12 protein-coding genes and 2 pseudogenes are annotated in these 14,908 nt (G+C 60.8%); 4 read left to right on the top strand and 10 right to left on the bottom strand.

Annotation, left to right across the window (positions count from 1 at the left end):
- Positions 1 to 13 precede the first annotated feature (13 nt).
- Positions 14 to 481, top strand: coding sequence for an OsmC family protein (locus tag MHI61_RS13015; RefSeq protein WP_239792304.1), 468 nt, complete (start codon positions 14 to 16; stop codon positions 479 to 481).
- A 13-nt stretch (positions 482 to 494) separates the two neighbouring features.
- On the opposite strand, the gene MHI61_RS13010 is transcribed toward MHI61_RS13015, so the two are convergent.
- The 3 genes and pseudogenes from MHI61_RS13010 to MHI61_RS13000 all read right to left on the bottom strand — a co-directional run bounded on the left by MHI61_RS13010 (position 495) and on the right by MHI61_RS13000 (position 3,598).
- On the bottom strand, positions 495 to 1,052 hold the full coding sequence (locus tag MHI61_RS13010) for a GrpB family protein (RefSeq protein WP_239792303.1): 558 nt from the start codon (positions 1,050 to 1,052) through the stop codon (positions 495 to 497).
- A 7-nt stretch (positions 1,053 to 1,059) separates the two neighbouring features.
- Complete coding sequence (locus tag MHI61_RS13005) at positions 1,060 to 1,731, bottom strand: DsbA family oxidoreductase (protein ID WP_239792302.1); 672 nt, start codon at positions 1,729 to 1,731, stop codon at positions 1,060 to 1,062.
- Positions 1,732 to 1,794: 63 nt separating this feature from the next.
- Positions 1,795 to 3,598: pseudogene (locus MHI61_RS13000) on the bottom strand (extracellular solute-binding protein).
- A 287-nt stretch (positions 3,599 to 3,885) separates the two neighbouring features.
- Between MHI61_RS13000 and MHI61_RS12995 the strand changes: the two are divergent.
- Positions 3,886 to 4,539 carry an invasion associated locus B family protein gene (locus MHI61_RS12995; protein ID WP_010030460.1) on the top strand — a complete coding sequence of 218 codons (654 nt, stop codon included), beginning with the start codon at positions 3,886 to 3,888 and terminating at the stop codon, positions 4,537 to 4,539.
- A gap of 329 nt (positions 4,540 to 4,868) precedes the next feature.
- Here MHI61_RS12995 and hspQ read toward each other — a convergent pair whose 3' ends face one another.
- From hspQ to MHI61_RS12980, 3 genes are all read right to left on the bottom strand, one after another.
- Complete coding sequence (hspQ, locus tag MHI61_RS12990) at positions 4,869 to 5,198, bottom strand: heat shock protein HspQ (RefSeq protein WP_097579276.1); 330 nt, start codon at positions 5,196 to 5,198, stop codon at positions 4,869 to 4,871.
- Positions 5,199 to 5,355: 157 nt separating this feature from the next.
- Positions 5,356 to 6,765: a type I glutamate--ammonia ligase gene (gene glnA / locus MHI61_RS12985; protein WP_038688890.1), complete on the bottom strand. Its 1,410-nt coding sequence runs from the start codon at positions 6,763 to 6,765 to the stop codon at positions 5,356 to 5,358.
- 78 nt (positions 6,766 to 6,843) lie between these two features.
- Positions 6,844 to 7,182, bottom strand: a complete 339-nt coding sequence (locus tag MHI61_RS12980) for a P-II family nitrogen regulator (RefSeq protein ID WP_003539626.1) — start codon at positions 7,180 to 7,182, stop codon at positions 6,844 to 6,846.
- A gap of 343 nt (positions 7,183 to 7,525) precedes the next feature.
- On the opposite strand from MHI61_RS12980, the gene MHI61_RS12975 reads away from it, so the two are divergent.
- Positions 7,526 to 8,998 (top strand): NAD(P)H-hydrate dehydratase, encoded by a 1,473-nt coding sequence (locus MHI61_RS12975; RefSeq protein WP_239792301.1) that lies wholly within the window; start codon positions 7,526 to 7,528, stop codon positions 8,996 to 8,998.
- A gap of 6 nt (positions 8,999 to 9,004) precedes the next feature.
- On the opposite strand, the gene MHI61_RS12970 is transcribed toward MHI61_RS12975, so the two are convergent.
- The 3 genes and pseudogenes from MHI61_RS12970 to uvrA all read right to left on the bottom strand — a co-directional run bounded on the left by MHI61_RS12970 (position 9,005) and on the right by uvrA (position 13,214).
- Positions 9,005 to 9,811, bottom strand: coding sequence for a DUF72 domain-containing protein (locus MHI61_RS12970; RefSeq protein ID WP_239792838.1), 807 nt, complete (start codon positions 9,809 to 9,811; stop codon positions 9,005 to 9,007).
- A gap of 23 nt (positions 9,812 to 9,834) precedes the next feature.
- Positions 9,835 to 10,296 (bottom strand): annotated as a pseudogene (locus tag MHI61_RS12965) (GNAT family N-acetyltransferase).
- The gene (gene uvrA, locus MHI61_RS12960) at positions 10,293 to 13,214 is read right to left on the bottom strand and encodes an excinuclease ABC subunit UvrA (protein WP_097579280.1); all 2,922 of its coding nucleotides are present in this window, start codon (positions 13,212 to 13,214) and stop codon (positions 10,293 to 10,295) included. Before uvrA ends, MHI61_RS12965 begins: the two are co-directional and overlap by 4 nt.
- Positions 13,215 to 13,498: 284 nt before the next feature.
- Here uvrA and MHI61_RS12955 point away from each other — a divergent pair, with 284 nt between their 5' ends.
- Positions 13,499 to 14,005 carry a single-stranded DNA-binding protein gene (locus tag MHI61_RS12955; RefSeq protein ID WP_239792300.1) on the top strand — a complete coding sequence of 169 codons (507 nt, stop codon included), beginning with the start codon at positions 13,499 to 13,501 and terminating at the stop codon, positions 14,003 to 14,005.
- 85 nt (positions 14,006 to 14,090) lie between these two features.
- Here the strand turns inward: MHI61_RS12955 and MHI61_RS12950 are convergent, their stop codons facing one another.
- A complete protein-coding gene (locus MHI61_RS12950) occupies positions 14,091 to 14,738 on the bottom strand; it encodes a MarC family protein (RefSeq protein WP_038688903.1) in 648 nt (215 codons plus the stop codon).
- Positions 14,739 to 14,908 lie beyond the last annotated feature (170 nt).

Genomic DNA, 14,908 nt, shown 5'->3' with positions numbered 1-14,908 from the left:
GAGGGAGACAGGCATGGCGACATACGGCGCAACGATCGCTTGGGAGCGCAACGGCGAAACCTTCACCGACAACCACTACAGCCGCGCCCACCGCTGGACCTTCGACGGTGGCATAGAGCTGCGCGCATCCTCGTCGGCGCATGTCGTTCCGCTGCCCTATTCCGCCGAGGACGCCGTCGATCCGGAGGAGGCCTTTGTCGCCTCGCTCTCCAGCTGCCACATGCTCTGGTTCCTGTCGATCGCCGCCAAACAGCGCTTTTGCGTCGACAGCTACACCGATGCCGCCGAGGGCATTATGGAGAAGAATGCCGAAGGACGTCTTGCCATGACTGTGGTGACACTGAAGCCACGTGTTGTCTTCAGCGGCGACAAGCAGCCCTCGCTGAGCGAGCTCGAGGCGCTGCACCATCGCGCCCACGATGAATGTTTCATCGCCAACTCGGTGAAGACCGAGGTGTGCTGCATTCCGGTTCTGGGCTGAAGGCTGATACTGTTCAGTCGGCTGGCGGTTCTGACCAGCCGATCAGTCTTGCCCATTCATTGGCGCCGTCCATGATGATGTCGAACACCGGGTCCTTGATGTCGTAGTAGAAATCGACGTCTTCGGGAAAACGTTGGGCGAGCCGCTGTTTGATCAGCGCATAGGCGTTTGCCGCCGTCGGATGGGCGCGCAGGAAGTCGCGGCAGAGAAGAGAGTAGCGCTGATTGAACCGGCCTCTTTCGCGGATGTGCAGATTGGCCGGGCGTCCTCTGCTGCGATAGAAGGCCTTGCGCAATTCGCCTTCCGTCAGCTCAACTCTCGGAGGGCAGTGGTCGATGACGATTGGTCTGCGCTCGAAACCGGCCTGTTCGAATGCCTCGACATCGACATCGGCCAGATCGTTCACGGTCAGCTGGATATCGATGATATCCTTCGCGGGAAGGCCGGGGATGGCCGTCGAGCCGATGTGATGCAGATAGGCTCCCGCAGGGGCGGCGCGTATGATGGCGCGCTTGAGCGCTGCGAAATCCTCGACCCAACTTTGTCGCGGCTCTTCGATCTCGATGCGCATCGGCGCCTCAGTTGAGCCCCGATCGCGCCTCGGCTTTCGCCTTGGCGATATCGCGCAGCGCATTCGCCAGCACATTGGGTGTCTGCGCGCCGCTGACGGCATATTGCTGGTCGAAGATGAAGAACGGCACGCCGTTGACGCCCATTTCCTGCGCCGCCTTGATTTCGGCGACGATCAGATCACGATCGGCATCGGAGGCGAGCAGCGAGGCGATGACCGAGCGGTCGAGGCCGGTCTTTTCGGCGATATCGAGCAGCACCGCGTGATCGCCGACATTGCGGCCTTCTTCGAAATTCGCTTTGAACAGGGCTGCGACGACCGCGTCCTGCTTTTCGCGGCCTTCGATCATCGCCCAGTGGATCAGCCGATGGGCGTCGAGCGTGTTCGGGCCGATCTTGATCGCCTCGAAATCGAAGGCGATGCCGACTTCGCGGCCGAGATCGGTCAGCATCTTGTGGGCCTGCGCCACGCGCTCCTCGCCGCCGAGCTTCTCGGCCAGCGCCTTCTTCTGGTCGACGCCTTCCTTAGGATAATCTGGATTGAGCCGATAGGGCCGCCAGTTGATGTCGACACCGACTTCGTCCTGCACCTCGGCAATGGCGAGCTCCAGCCGCGCCTTGCCGAGATAGCACCAGGGGCAGACGACATCCGAGACCACGTCGATGGTGATACGCTCCATGATGATCTTCCTTATTTCTGCGCGTCTCCGGTGGAGACATCGGGCCGAGGCCTTCGGCCGCTTCTATTGGGCGCTTGTATCCCACCATATCGGCAGCTGATAGCCATAAAGCGGCACCCTGTCGGGATGGCCGATGCGCTTGCTGCGCGCCACCCACTGCTGGTCCATGTGATAGAGCGGCAGCACGTAGTGGCTCGAGAGCAGCAGCCGATCGTAGGAGCGAACCGCCGCCGTGAATTCTTCCGCCGAGCGCGCCCTCAGCAGATGGTCGATCAGCGTGTCGAGATCGGGATCGTTGGCGCCGGCAAAGCTGTCCGAGCCCTCGCGCGTGCGGGCAGCCGAAGACCAGCGGCCGAGCTGCTCGTTTCCAGGTGACAGCGACGAGGTAAAGGACTTCATGATCATGTCGTAATCGAAGCTGTTCGTGCGGCTCTGATATTGCGAATCATCGACCGTGCGAATCGACGCCGCGATACCGATCGCCTGCAGCGAACGCTGGTAGGCGACGGCGAGTTTCTCCTGGTCGGCATTCTGCGTCATGATTTCAAAAGCGAGTTGCCGCCCCGAGGCATCGGCCATCTTGCCGCCCTGAATCGTATAGCCGCTCTCCTTCAAGAGCCCGACCGCCTGCTTCAGCACGTTGCGATCGCGGCCGGAGCCGTCGGTGACCGGCAGCTTGTAGGTACCGTCGAGAATATCGGAGGCGATTTTGTCCTTGATCGGTCCGAGTAGCCCAAGCTCCGCGGCATTGGCGGGCACGCCGAAGCTCGAAAGCTCGGAATTCTGCCAGAAGCTTTGAGTACGCTTGTAGGCGCCGGAATAGAGGTTTTTGTTCGCCCATTCGAAATCGAACGCCAGCGACAGGCCTTCACGCACTTTCGGATCGGCAAAGATTGGCCGCCGCGTGTTGAAGACGAAGCCGAGCATGCCGCTCGGCAACTTCGGCGTGAACACGTCCTTGATGATAGCCCCGGAGGTGACCGCGGGGAAGTTATAGGCATTGGCCCAGTGACCGGGATTGCCGTCGGGATAGATGTCGACATCGCCCTTTTTGAAGGCTTCGAACAACGTCGTGTCCTGCAGATAATACTGGACAGTGATCTGATCGTAGTTGTCGGTGCCGACCTTGGCAGGAATGTCCTTGCCCCAGTAATTCGGGTCGCGCTCATAGGTGATGCTTTCGCCCGGCTTCACCACCTTCACCTTGTAAGGGCCGGAACCGACCGGCGGCGTCAGCGATGTGCGATCAAAGGTTTCGGGATCGATCGCATGTTTCGGCAGCACCGGGAAAAGGCCGAAAATCAAAGGCGTCTCTCGGTCGGCCTTGTCATTGAAGGTAAAGCGCACGCTGTGTTCGCCGACCTTCTCCATCTTGGCGACGACCTTGAGGCGGTTAGCGAAAGGGACGCGGCCTTTGTCACGCAACAGCTCGAAGCTGAACATTACGTCTTCCGGCGTCACCGGCTGGCCGTCGGACCATTGCGCCTTCGGATTGAGGTTGAACTGAATGAAGCTCCTGTCGTCGTCCCATTCAACGGTCTGGGCAAGCAGGCCGTAAAGCGTGAAGGGCTCGTCCCTGGAGCGCTGCATCAGCGAATTCGTAGACGAGGTTGCCATAGTCCGGGTCCCACATGCCGCGTGCCGTCGTGCGCATGCTCTTCAGAATGAACGGGTTGAGGTTGTCGAAGGTGCCGACGACCCCATAGGTAATCTTGCCGCCCTTCTTGACGTCGGGATTGACGTAAGGGAAGTGCTTGTAATCCGGCGGCAGGGCCGGCTCGCCATGCATCGCAATGCCGTGCAGCGGTTCGGCAGCGACGGTGCCGCAGAGCAGCGAGAGGACGAGGGGGACGACGATCCGGAGCATTCGGCAATCCTTGAAATCCGCGAAAATGGGCACGATTCACGCCGGAGATTAGCATGGGGTCGACCGATTCCAACACGCGGACGCGATTTCTTTGGCGCTGGCGATGAAATAGCTGCTCGAATTGCCAAAGAAATGCTGGATATCTTGAACGCTGCGATGTAACAGGTGAACCCGAAGTTTCGGGGTCATGCATTTGCCTCATTTTTCTATGAGGTGAGTGCCGAACGACCCGATGGTTGGGGCGGCACGTCGCTGCCCCGAACGGATATCAGGAGACGGAATTCGTTATGATGTTCAAGTCTGAAAAGAAAATGCGGGCAGCGCTGTCCGTTCTGGCAGTGATGTTCGGCGCCGCTTCGGCTCCGGTTTCCTCCTTCGCCCAGGATGCGGCGGCTCCAGGTCCGGCCCAGGGCGTCGGCGCCCCCAAGCTCGGCTGGTACAAGACCTGCACCAAGCAGGAAGACAACGACATCTGTGTCGTCCAGAACCTGATCCTCGCCAATGGCGGCCAGCTCGTCACGGCCGTCGGCCTGATCTCGGTCACCGGCAAGATCAACCGCAAGATTCTGCAGGTCTCCGTTCCCACCGCGCGTCTGATTCCTCCTGGAATCATGATGCAGATCGATGGTGGCAAGGGCCAGAAGCTCGATTACGCCGTCTGCCTGCCGGACAAATGCACCGCAGAAATCCCGCTGACCGATGCGATGATCGCCAGCCTCAAGAAGGGCAGCGACGTGATCTTTACTTCGATCAACTTCCGCCGCGCCCCGAACCCGATCAAGATCTCGCTCGAAGGCTTCACCGGCGCTTATGACGGCGAACCGGTTACCGAAAACAAGCTTGCTGAAAGCCAGCGCAGCCTGCAAGAAGGCATGCAGAAGAAGGCTGACGAAGCCCGCAAGAAGCTGGAAGACGCCCAGAAGGCAGCCAAGGCGCAGTAATCCTGCCGCCATATTGAATTAGAAACCCGGCTTGAGGCCGGGTTTTTTGTTGCTAAGCATCTCTCTCTTCTGCGTTACACATGGCTCTTCGGTTTTGCCCCTCACCCTAACCCTCTCCCCGTAAACGGGGCGAGGGGACGTGCCTTGCGAGAGGTAGGCGAGGGACCGAGAGGTTGCGACCTGGTCCCTTCGCCCCGTCAGAACGGGGAGAAGGTGGCGGCAGCCGGATGAGGGGCTTCCCAGCGAAAGACAACAGGCGGGTTTGCAGCCAAAAGAAAAGGCCTCGCCGGGATCGCGAGGCCTTATATTACAATTGGATCAGGATGTCTTTAGTGGGCGAAGCTCATCTTGGGTTTGAACTGCCCTGACGGACTCTGATCGAAAATCTGGTAGACCTGCTGGTTGCGAAGCGGCGTGCCGCTTTCGTCGTTCACCAGGTTCTGCTCGGAGACATAGGCGACATATTCGCTCTCGTCATTTTCGGCGAGCAGGTGGTAGAAGGGCTGATCCTTGCTGGGGCGCACCTCGGCGGGAATGGAATTCCACCATTCCTCCGTATTGGCGAACTCCGGATCCACGTCGAAGATGACGCCGCGAAACGGAAAAACCTTGTGCCGGACCACTTCGCCGATACTGAACTTTGCTACTCTTTCTTTCATGGTACGACTTCCTTTCATCACCGGATTTGGTGATTGGTGGCTCATAAATCAAGATTTTTGAGCCAATTCGTCACATGAACGTCATATCCTCGCCGTCTGCCGTTCGTGACGTGGAGGCGAAAGCCCCAGCAAGCCGGGGCTTTCGGTCTTCGATTGATCAGGCCGAATAGTACATGTCGTATTCAACCGGGTGCGGCGTCATTTCGAAACGCATCACCTCTGCCATCTTCAACTCGATGAAGGCATCGATCTGGTCATCGTCGAAGACGCCGCCGGCCGTCAGGAACTTGCGGTCCTTATCGAGGCTTTCCAGCGCCTCGCGCAACGAGCCGCAGACGGTCGGGATCTTCTTCAATTCCTTCGGCGGCAGATCGTAGAGATCCTTGTCCATGGCCTTGCCGGGATGGATCTTGTTCTTGATGCCGTCGAGGCCGGCCATCAGCATGGCGGCGAAGGCGAGATAGGGGTTGGCGGTCGGATCCGGGAAGCGGACTTCGACGCGCTTGGCCTTCGGATTGGAGCCGAACGGAATGCGGCAGGAGGCCGAGCGGTTGCGGGCCGAATAGGCGAGCAACACCGGCGCTTCATAACCCGGAACGAGGCGCTTGTAGGAGTTCGTCGACGGGTTGGTGAAGGCATTGATCGCCTTGGCGTGCTTGATGATGCCGCCGATATAGTAAAGGCAGCTCTCGGAAAGACCGGCATACTCGTCGCCGGCAAAGGTCGGTTTGCCGCCCTTCCAGATCGACTGGTGCACATGCATGCCCGAGCCGTTGTCGCCGAAGATCGGCTTCGGCATAAAGGTCGCGGTCTTGCCATAGGCGTTCGCCACCTGGTGCACGACGTACTTGTAGATCTGCATCTTGTCGGCGTTGCGCACCAGCGTGTCGAACTTGATGCCGAGTTCGTGCTGGGCGGCTGCCACTTCATGGTGATGCTTTTCGACGACGACGCCCATTTCGGAGAGAACCGTCAGCATTTCCGAACGCATATCCTGGGCGCTGTCAACAGGCGGGACCGGGAAATAGCCGCCCTTGACGCGCGGGCGATGGCCGAGGTTGCCGGTTTCGTAATCGGTGTCGTCGTTCGACGGCAATTCGGTCGAATCCAGCTTGAAGCCGGTATTGTACGGATCTGCCTTGTACTTGACGTCGTCAAAAACGAAGAATTCGGCTTCCGGGCCGACGAAGATCGTGTCGCCGATGCCAGAGGCCTTGAGATAGGCTTCGGCCTTTTTGGCGGTGCCGCGCGGATCGCGGTTATAGGCCTCGCCGGAGACCGGATCGAGGATGTCGCAGACGATGACCATGGTCGACTGGGCGAAGAATGGGTCCATATGCACCGTTTCGGTATCGGGCATCAGCACCATGTCGGACTCGTTGATGGCCTTCCAGCCGCCGATCGAGGAGCCGTCGAACATCACGCCGTCGGCGAACATGTCTTCGTCGACGACGGCAACGTCCATCGTTACATGCTGCAGTTTGCCCTTCGGGTCGGTGAAACGCAGATCGACGAACTTGACGTCGTTTTCCTGGATCTGCTTCAGAATTTCGCTTGCGGTCGCCATTAAATACCTTCCTCCAATTAGCAATGACAATAGGTGGGCGCGGTGACGGTATCGGACTTTGCGCGGTAGGCAAAGTGGTCAGATGGCATCGATGCCGGTCTCGCCGGTGCGGATGCGGATAACCTCTTCGACATTGGAGACGAAGATCTTTCCGTCGCCGATGCGGCCAGTCTGTGCCGCCTTACGGATCGCGTCGATGACCGCCTCCGCGTTCTCGTCGGCCAGCACGACCTCAACTTTCACCTTCGGCAGGAAATCCACGACGTATTCGGCGCCGCGGTAGAGTTCCGTGTGGCCCTTTTGACGACCGAAGCCCTTGGCTTCCGTGACTGTGATACCCTGCAAGCCGACTTCCTGAAGGGCTTCCTTCACTTCGTCCAGCTTGAAAGGCTTAATGATCGCTTCGATCTTTTTCATGAGAAAATGCTCTCCGCTTCTCCCGTTATGGCAGGATGTTTCCCGCTCGCCGGATATGATGCAGATATCGTGCCAGTTTGAAATCCATCTTTGCGAAAAAATACGGCGATTCTGTCAAAACCGGCGCGTTTGCGGGGCATTTGATATGGTTTTGGTGATGGAGAAGTGAAAAAACATCGCCTCCTGCCTAAAATCAGATCGAAAACCGCGAAAGTCAGATTTTCCAGCGATTGCCAAAGCAGATCTCGATTCGGTGAAAAGATAGGCAAATGCATAAAATAGGAGCTTCCGCTTGATGGTTCATGCGGTTGTTTTTTGAGCGTTTTTTGAATTGAATAGGCTGATGAGCAGATATCTCTCCGACCTTCTCCTTACGCCAGCCGAAATGGCAGCCGTCGATACGGCTGCCGCCGCGTCCGGCATCGACTCCTTTGGTCTGATGGAACGGGCAGGAGCTGCGGTCGCCGCTGCCGCGCTCAGGCTTCATCCGACTGCTTTGCGTTTCGTCGTGCTCTGCGGCCCGGGCAACAATGGCGGCGACGCCTATGTCGCGACAAGGCATCTGCAGGAAGGCGGAGCGACGGTGGCGCTCTTCCATCTCGGCGATCCCTCCAGGCTGAAGGGCGACGCCGCCCGCGCTCGAGCCGGCTGCGCGCTTCAGGGGCAGGGGCTTGAGCTCTACCGGCCCGAAAGTGGCGATGTCGTCGTCGACGGCCTGTTCGGGGCGGGGCTCGGTCGCGTGGTGCCGGCCGTTGTCGGCACAGTGATCGAGCAAGTCGCCGAGGCCGATATCCCCGTGCTTGCGATCGACCTGCCCTCCGGCCTCGACGGCCGCACCGGCAAGGTGCTGGGCGCGGCCTTCCGCGCGCGCAATACCATCACCTTCATGACGCGCAAGCCCGGCCATCTGCTGATGCCGGGCAGGGAGCTATGCGGCGAGCTGGCGGTCTTCGATATCGGCATTCCCGCCCGCATCATCAGGGCCGAGGCAGGCGGTCTCATCGCCGAGAACACGCCGGATGCCTGGAAGGCCGTGCTGCCGACCGAGCAGCTGGAGACCCACAAATACAAGCGCGGCCATCTGGTCGTCTTCTCAGGCGAGGCCGACAAGACAGGTGCTGCGCGCATGTCGGCGGCCTCCGGCCTGAAGGCCGGGGCCGGACTGGTGACGATCGCAGCCCCCGGTGCGGCGATGGCCGCCAATGCCGCGCATCTCACAGCCGTGATGCTGCATGCGATCGACGACGAGGTCGAGCTCGAAGACTGGCTCTCGGACCGGCGGCTGCAGACCTTCGTCCTCGGCCCCGGTTTCGGCATCGGCGCCAGGGCGCGCGCCTTCGTCTCGGCTCTTGCCGAACGCCGGCTGGTGCTCGATGCCGACGGCATCTCCTCGTTCAAGGACGATCCGCAACAGCTTTTCGATCTTTTCCGGGGCGAGCCGCGCCTGGTGCTGACGCCGCACGAGGGCGAATTTTCGCGCCTGTTTCCCGATATCGGCGGCGACGATACGCTGGGCAAGGTCGACAAGGCGCTCGCCGCCGCCCGCCGCGCCAATGCCGCGATCGTCTACAAGGGAGCCGATACCACCATCGCCTCGCCGGACGGCCGCGCGCTGATCAATACCAATGCTCCGGCCTGGCTTGCGACCGCCGGATCCGGCGATGTACTCGCCGGCATCATCGGCGGACTGCTTGCGCAGGGCCTGCCGGCCTTCGAGGCGGCGGCGGCCGGCGTCTGGCTGCATGGAGAGGCCGCCCACCGCGCCGGCAAAGGGCTGACGGCGGAAGAGCTCGCAGCGGCGGTACTGCCGCTGTAGTTCGATTTATTTCTCGAGCAATTTCTGCAGGGCGATCGCCCCATGCGGTGCGTTCACCTTGCCCTCATGGATCATGAAGGCGAAGACGTCGCGCGGCTCGACGTTGACCGTGCGGCCTTTATCGATCAGCGGCAGATCGTCGGGTACATTGCCTTCCGCCCAGGTCTCGAGCCGGTCCGCCCAGGCCTTCAACTCCTTGTCGGGATAGCAGGTCGCAATATCGTCCGATCCCTTCTGCAGCCTGGCATAGACGAAATCGGCCGTGACGTCGGCGATCATCGGATATTCGAAATGTTCGGCGCAGACCGGCGCCACGCCGTACTTGGCAAGCAGGGCGACGAATTCCGGCGCCTTGAAGGAATCGTGCCGGACCTCGACAACGTGGCGAAGCGCCAGCCCATCCTGTTTTGCCGGCAGCAGCCTCAGGAAGGCCTCGAAATCTTCCGGATCGAACTTCTTCGTCGGCGCGAACTGCCAGAGCAGCGGCCCGAGATGATCGCCGAGCTCGCTGATTCCAGAGGACAGGAACCGCTCCATCGATTCCCCGGCCTCGGCCAGCACCCGCCGATTGGTGACAAACCGCGTCGCCTTCAGCGAAAAAATGAAACCGTCGGGCACATCCGCTGCCCATTTCGCAAACACCGCCGGCTTTTGAGTGCTGTAATAGGTGCCATTGACCTCGATGACCTTCAGCTGGCGGCTGGCATAATGCAGCTCGTCCTTCTGCTTGAGATCATCGGGAAAGAAATGCCCCCGCCAGGGCTCGAAGGTCCAGCCGCCGATGCCGGTGCGGATAGTGCCGGATTTCGTCATGTCGTCCTCCCAGTTGGCAGCCATCAGGCCGCATCGATCTCATTCGTCATATCGACGAGCGTCCATCCTGGCCGATATGGGTTCGGCCGGCGACCCGTTTCCTGAAATCCGAAGGCGCGATAAAGCGCTATATATTCCGTTCCATCCGGGCATTGGTATAGAGCTGGATCTCTTGCAGTGCCCATTCCCGCGCCTTGCCCTCCAGCCAGCGCAGCATCGCCAGCCCGTGCCCGGCGCCCTGAAAGGCCGGCGAGACCGCGATGCTGAACAGCATGAGGTGATCCGAATGCCGCTCGACGAACGTGAGCCCTACGATTTCGCCGCCGATGTCGCGCAACCACCTCGCCGCGTTCGATCCGTGGCTTGTAGTCTTCCGTCACCGGGATCGGTGGCGAGCCGAAGCGTTCGGTATAGGGGCGATAGGCGGCTGCCGTCAGCGTCGCGACCGTTTCCAGATCATCGGATGACGCCAGCCTCATCGTCATTCCGCCGCAGCCGCCCTCTTGGCCGGCCGCCGTTCCAGCAATTCCTTGAGGAACTGTCCGGTATAGGAACGCTTCTCCTTGACGATTGCCTCCGGCGTGCCGGTTGCGACGATCTCGCCGCCGCCATCGCCGCCCTCAGGGCCGAAATCGAGCACCCAGTCGGCCGTCTTGATGACTTCGAGATTGTGCTCGATCACCACGACAGAATTGCCCTGGTTGACGAGTTCGTGCAGCATTTCGAGCAGCTTGGCGACGTCGTGGAAATGCAGGCCGGTCGTCGGTTCGTCGAGAATATAGAGCGTGCGCCCGGTCGAGCGTTTCGACAATTCCTTGGCGAGCTTGACGCGCTGCGCCTCGCCACCCGAAAGCGTGTTGGCCTGCTGGCCGACCTTGATATAGCCGAGGCCGACATCCTTCAGCGATTGCAGCTTGTCGCGCACCGCGGGCACTGCCGCAAAGAAGTCGACGCCTTCCTCCACCGTCATGTCGAGCACCTCGGCGATCGACTTCTGCTTGAAGGTGACGTCGAGCGTCTCTCTGTTATAGCGCTTGCCGTGACAGACGTCGCAGGTGACGTAGACATCGGGAAGGAAGTGCATCTCGATCTTGATGACGCCGTCGCCCTGGCAGGCTTCGCAGCGTCCGCCCTTGACGTTGAAGGAGAAGCGGCCCGGCTGATAGCCGCGCGCCTTGGCCTCCGGCAGGCCGGCAAACCAGTCGCGGATCGGCGTGAAGGCGCCGGTATAGGTCGCCGGGTTCGAGCGCGGCGTGCGACCGATCGGCGACTGGTCGATGTCGATCACCTTGTCGATATGCTCGAAACCGTCGATCCGGTCATGATCGGCAGGGATTTCGCGCGCACCCATGACGCGGCGTGCTGCCGATTTATACAGTGTCTCGATCAGGAAGGTGGACTTGCCGCCGCCGGAAACGCCGGTCACCGCGGTGAAGACGCCGAGCGGGATCGCGGCCGTGACATTCTTCAAATTGTTGCCGCGCGCGCCGACGACTTTGATCTCGCGGCCCTTCTTCGGCTTGCGGCGCTCGTCTGGAACCGGCACGCCGAGTTCGCCCGAGAGATATTTGCCGGTCAGCGACTTCGGATTGTCCATGATATCCTGCGGCGTGCCGTGGGCGATGACCTGGCCGCCATGGATGCCGGCCGCTGGGCCGATGTCGACGACGTCGTCGGCCGTCAGGATCGCATCCTCGTCATGCTCGACGACGATGACCGTGTTGCCGATATCGCGCAGGTGCTTGAGCGTGTCGAGCAATCGAGCATTGTCGCGCTGATGCAGGCCGATCGACGGCTCGTCGAGCACGTAAAGCACGCCGGTCAAGCCCGAGCCGATCTGCGAGGCGAGGCGAATGCGCTGGCTCTCCCCGCCCGACAGCGTGCCGGAATTGCGCGACAGGCTGAGGTACTCCAGGCCGACATCGTTGAGGAAGCGCAGCCGGTCGCGGATTTCCTTGAGGATGCGCACGGCGATCTCGTTCTGCTTGGCGTTGAAGCTGGCCGGCAGCGTTTCGAACCAGTCGCGGGCGACGCGGATCGACATCTCGGTCACTTCGCCGATATGCAGCCTGTTGATCTTCACGGCGAGCGCTTCCGGCTTCAGGCGATAGCCGTTGCAGGCCGGGCAGGGGGCTGCCGACATGAAGCGCTCGATATCCTCGCGGGCCCAGGCGGAATCGGTCTCCTTCCAGCGACGCTCGAGATTGGTGATGATGCCCTCGAAGTTCTTGTGGGTCGTATAGGAGCGCGCGCCGTCGGCGTAGTGAAATTCGATCTTGTCGTCGGTGCCGTTGAGGATGACATCCTTGGCCTCGTCGGAAAGATCGTTCCAGCGGGTGCCGAGCTTGAAGCCGTAATGTTTGCCGAGCGCTTCCAGCGTCTGGTTGTAGTAGGGCGAGGTCGACTTGGCCCAGGGCGCGATCGCCCCGTCGCGCAGTGTCCGCTCTGGCTCGGGCACGATCAGGTCGGCGTCGATCTTCTGCTGGGCGCCGAGGCCGTCGCAGGTCGGGCAGGCGCCGAAGGGATTGTTGAAGGAAAACAGCCGGGGTTCGATCTCCGGGATCGTGAAGCCCGAGACCGGGCAGGCGAACTTCTCCGAAAACAGCACGCGCTCATGCGTCTCGTTCAGCGACTTGTTGGCCGAGCCGCCGGCTGAGGTTTCCTCCGGCGGCAGCGGCTTGTCGGCGAATTCGGCGACTGCCAGCCCGTCGGCGAGCTTCAGGCAAGTCTCCAGGCTGTCGGCCAGGCGCGCCGAAACATCGGAGCGCACGACGATGCGGTCGACCACGACGTCGATGTCGTGCTTGTATTTCTTATCGAGAACCGGCGCCTCGGCGATCTCGTAGAACTGGCCGTCCACCTTGACGCGCTGGAAGCCCTTCTTCATCAGCTCCGCCAGTTCCTTCTTGTATTCGCCCTTGCGCCCGCGCACGAGCGGCGCGAGAATATAAAGACGGGTGCCTTCGCCGAAAGCGAGGATGCGGTCGACCATCTGGCTGACCGTCTGGCTTTCGATCGGCAGGCCGGTCGCCGGCGAATAGGGAACGCCGACGCGGGCAAAGAGCAGGCGCATATAGTCGTAGATCTCGGTGACGGTGCCGACCGTCGAGCGCGGGTTGCGCGAGGTGGTCTTCTGCTCGATCGAAATGGCCGGCGACAGCCCGTCGATCTGGTCGACATCGGGCTTCTGCATCATTTCGAGGAACTGCCGGGCGTAGGCGGACAGGCTCTCGACGTAGCGCCGCTGGCCCTCGGCGTAGATCGTGTCGAAGGCGAGCGAGGATTTGCCCGAGCCCGAAAGACCGGTCATGACGATCAGCTTGTTGCGCGGCAGATCGAGATCGATGCTCTTCAGATTGTGCTCGCGCGCGCCGCGGATGGAGATCGTCTTCAGTTCGCTCATCGTCTCTGCTTTGGTTTTCTGGATAACAGCCCTTATTTAGTGATGCCGGCGGGCGAGTCGAGGCTGAATATCCGGGAAGGTTCAAGGTTTTCGATTCTGTTGACAGGATCATACGGATAAACTAGAACAAATAAAGAACAAAATTCCTGATGAATGCATGCGGCTTTCTGATGGATAAACATGTGGATTAAATGCCGCCCATGCGCATCGGCGGTCCGTGATGGTTTAAGGTGCGCCGATCGATTGAAACGCCGCCGGGCAGGGCGGCAGGCAGGGTGAGAAGCATGGCTGGTAGCGTGAACAAGGTAATTCTGGTTGGAAACGTGGGTGCAGACCCCGAAATCCGCCGCACTCAGGATGGCCGGCCGATCGCCAATCTCCGTATCGCGACCTCGGAGACCTGGCGTGACCGCAATTCCGGCGAACGCCGCGAAAAGACCGAATGGCACACTGTCGTCGTCTTCAACGAAGGCCTCTGCAAGGTCGTCGAGCAATATGTGAAGAAAGGCGCCAAGCTCTATATCGAAGGTCAGCTGCAGACCCGCAAATGGCAGGATCAGCAGGGCCAGGACCGCTATTCGACGGAAGTGGTGCTGCAGGGCTTCAGCTCGACGCTGACCATGCTCGACGGCCGCGGCGATGGCGGTGCTGCGAGCTCCGGTGGCCGCGGCGGCAGTAGCAACAATGATTACGGCGACGATTACGGCGCCCCGGCGTCGTCCTCATCGTCGAACCGCGGCGGCGGCGGCGGCAACTTCTCGCGCGATCTCGATGACGACATCCCGTTCTGATCGGCCGCATATCCCGGCTTGAAGAAGATCCGAGAGCATGATGCCTTTGACGCGTCATACTCTTTTTTGTTTGCTCTCGCGCTGTTCAGTGCGGCGTCGCGCTGATCAGATTAAGCGCCGCCTTCGCGCCGTCGACGACAAACTGCACGGCAAGGGCGGCGAGGATGACGCCGAGGAGCCGCGTCAGGATCGCCCGCCCGGTGACGCCGAGGAAACGGTCGAGCCTGTCGGCAATCAGCAGCATCAGCAGTGTCAGCAGTAGATTGGCGGCGATGACGGCGATCAGCTGGGCCTTTTCCACCGAGGTCGGCAGCGTGCCGGCAAGCAGGATTGTCGCCGAGATCGCACCCGGGCCGGCGATCAGCGGCAAGGCGAGGGGGAATACGGCGATATTCTCGATATGATCTTTGGTGACAGCTGCCTCGCTGGCTTTCTCTTTCCGCTCCTGGCGCCTCTCGAACACCATTTCGAAGGCGATCCAGAAGAGCAGCAGCCCGCCGGCGATGCGGAAGGCGCCAATCGAAATGCCGAGCACGCCGAGAACGCTTGAGCCGAACAGGGCGAAGACGGCGAGGATGATGAAGGCGATGGTTGAGCCGCGTAGCGCCACCTGGGTTCGCTGGCTCCGGCTCATGCCGGTCGTCAGTCCCAGGAAGATGGGGGCGAGCCCCGGCGGATCGATGGTGACGAGAAGCGTCGTGAAGGCGTTGATCAATTGGTCGGCGCTTGCCATCGTCTCTCCGAAAGCCCATATGGGTGCGTGATTTTCTGCGATTGTGAAGCGGGGATTTGGATTTGGCAAATATGCTGCGGCGGCCCGCGGCGGATTTGTCCGGTCCGATCGCACAAGTCCCGTGCTTTACCCTTTTTCGGCCGCAAAAGCCTGTTCAAAACGCGCTCGGA

The organism is Rhizobium sp. K102 (assembly GCF_022385315.1).
Classification (GTDB): Bacteria; Pseudomonadota; Alphaproteobacteria; order Rhizobiales; family Rhizobiaceae; genus Rhizobium; species Rhizobium croatiense.
The sequence above is the reverse complement of the archived record's forward strand: the minus strand, read 5'-3'. Positions and strand labels throughout refer to the sequence as shown.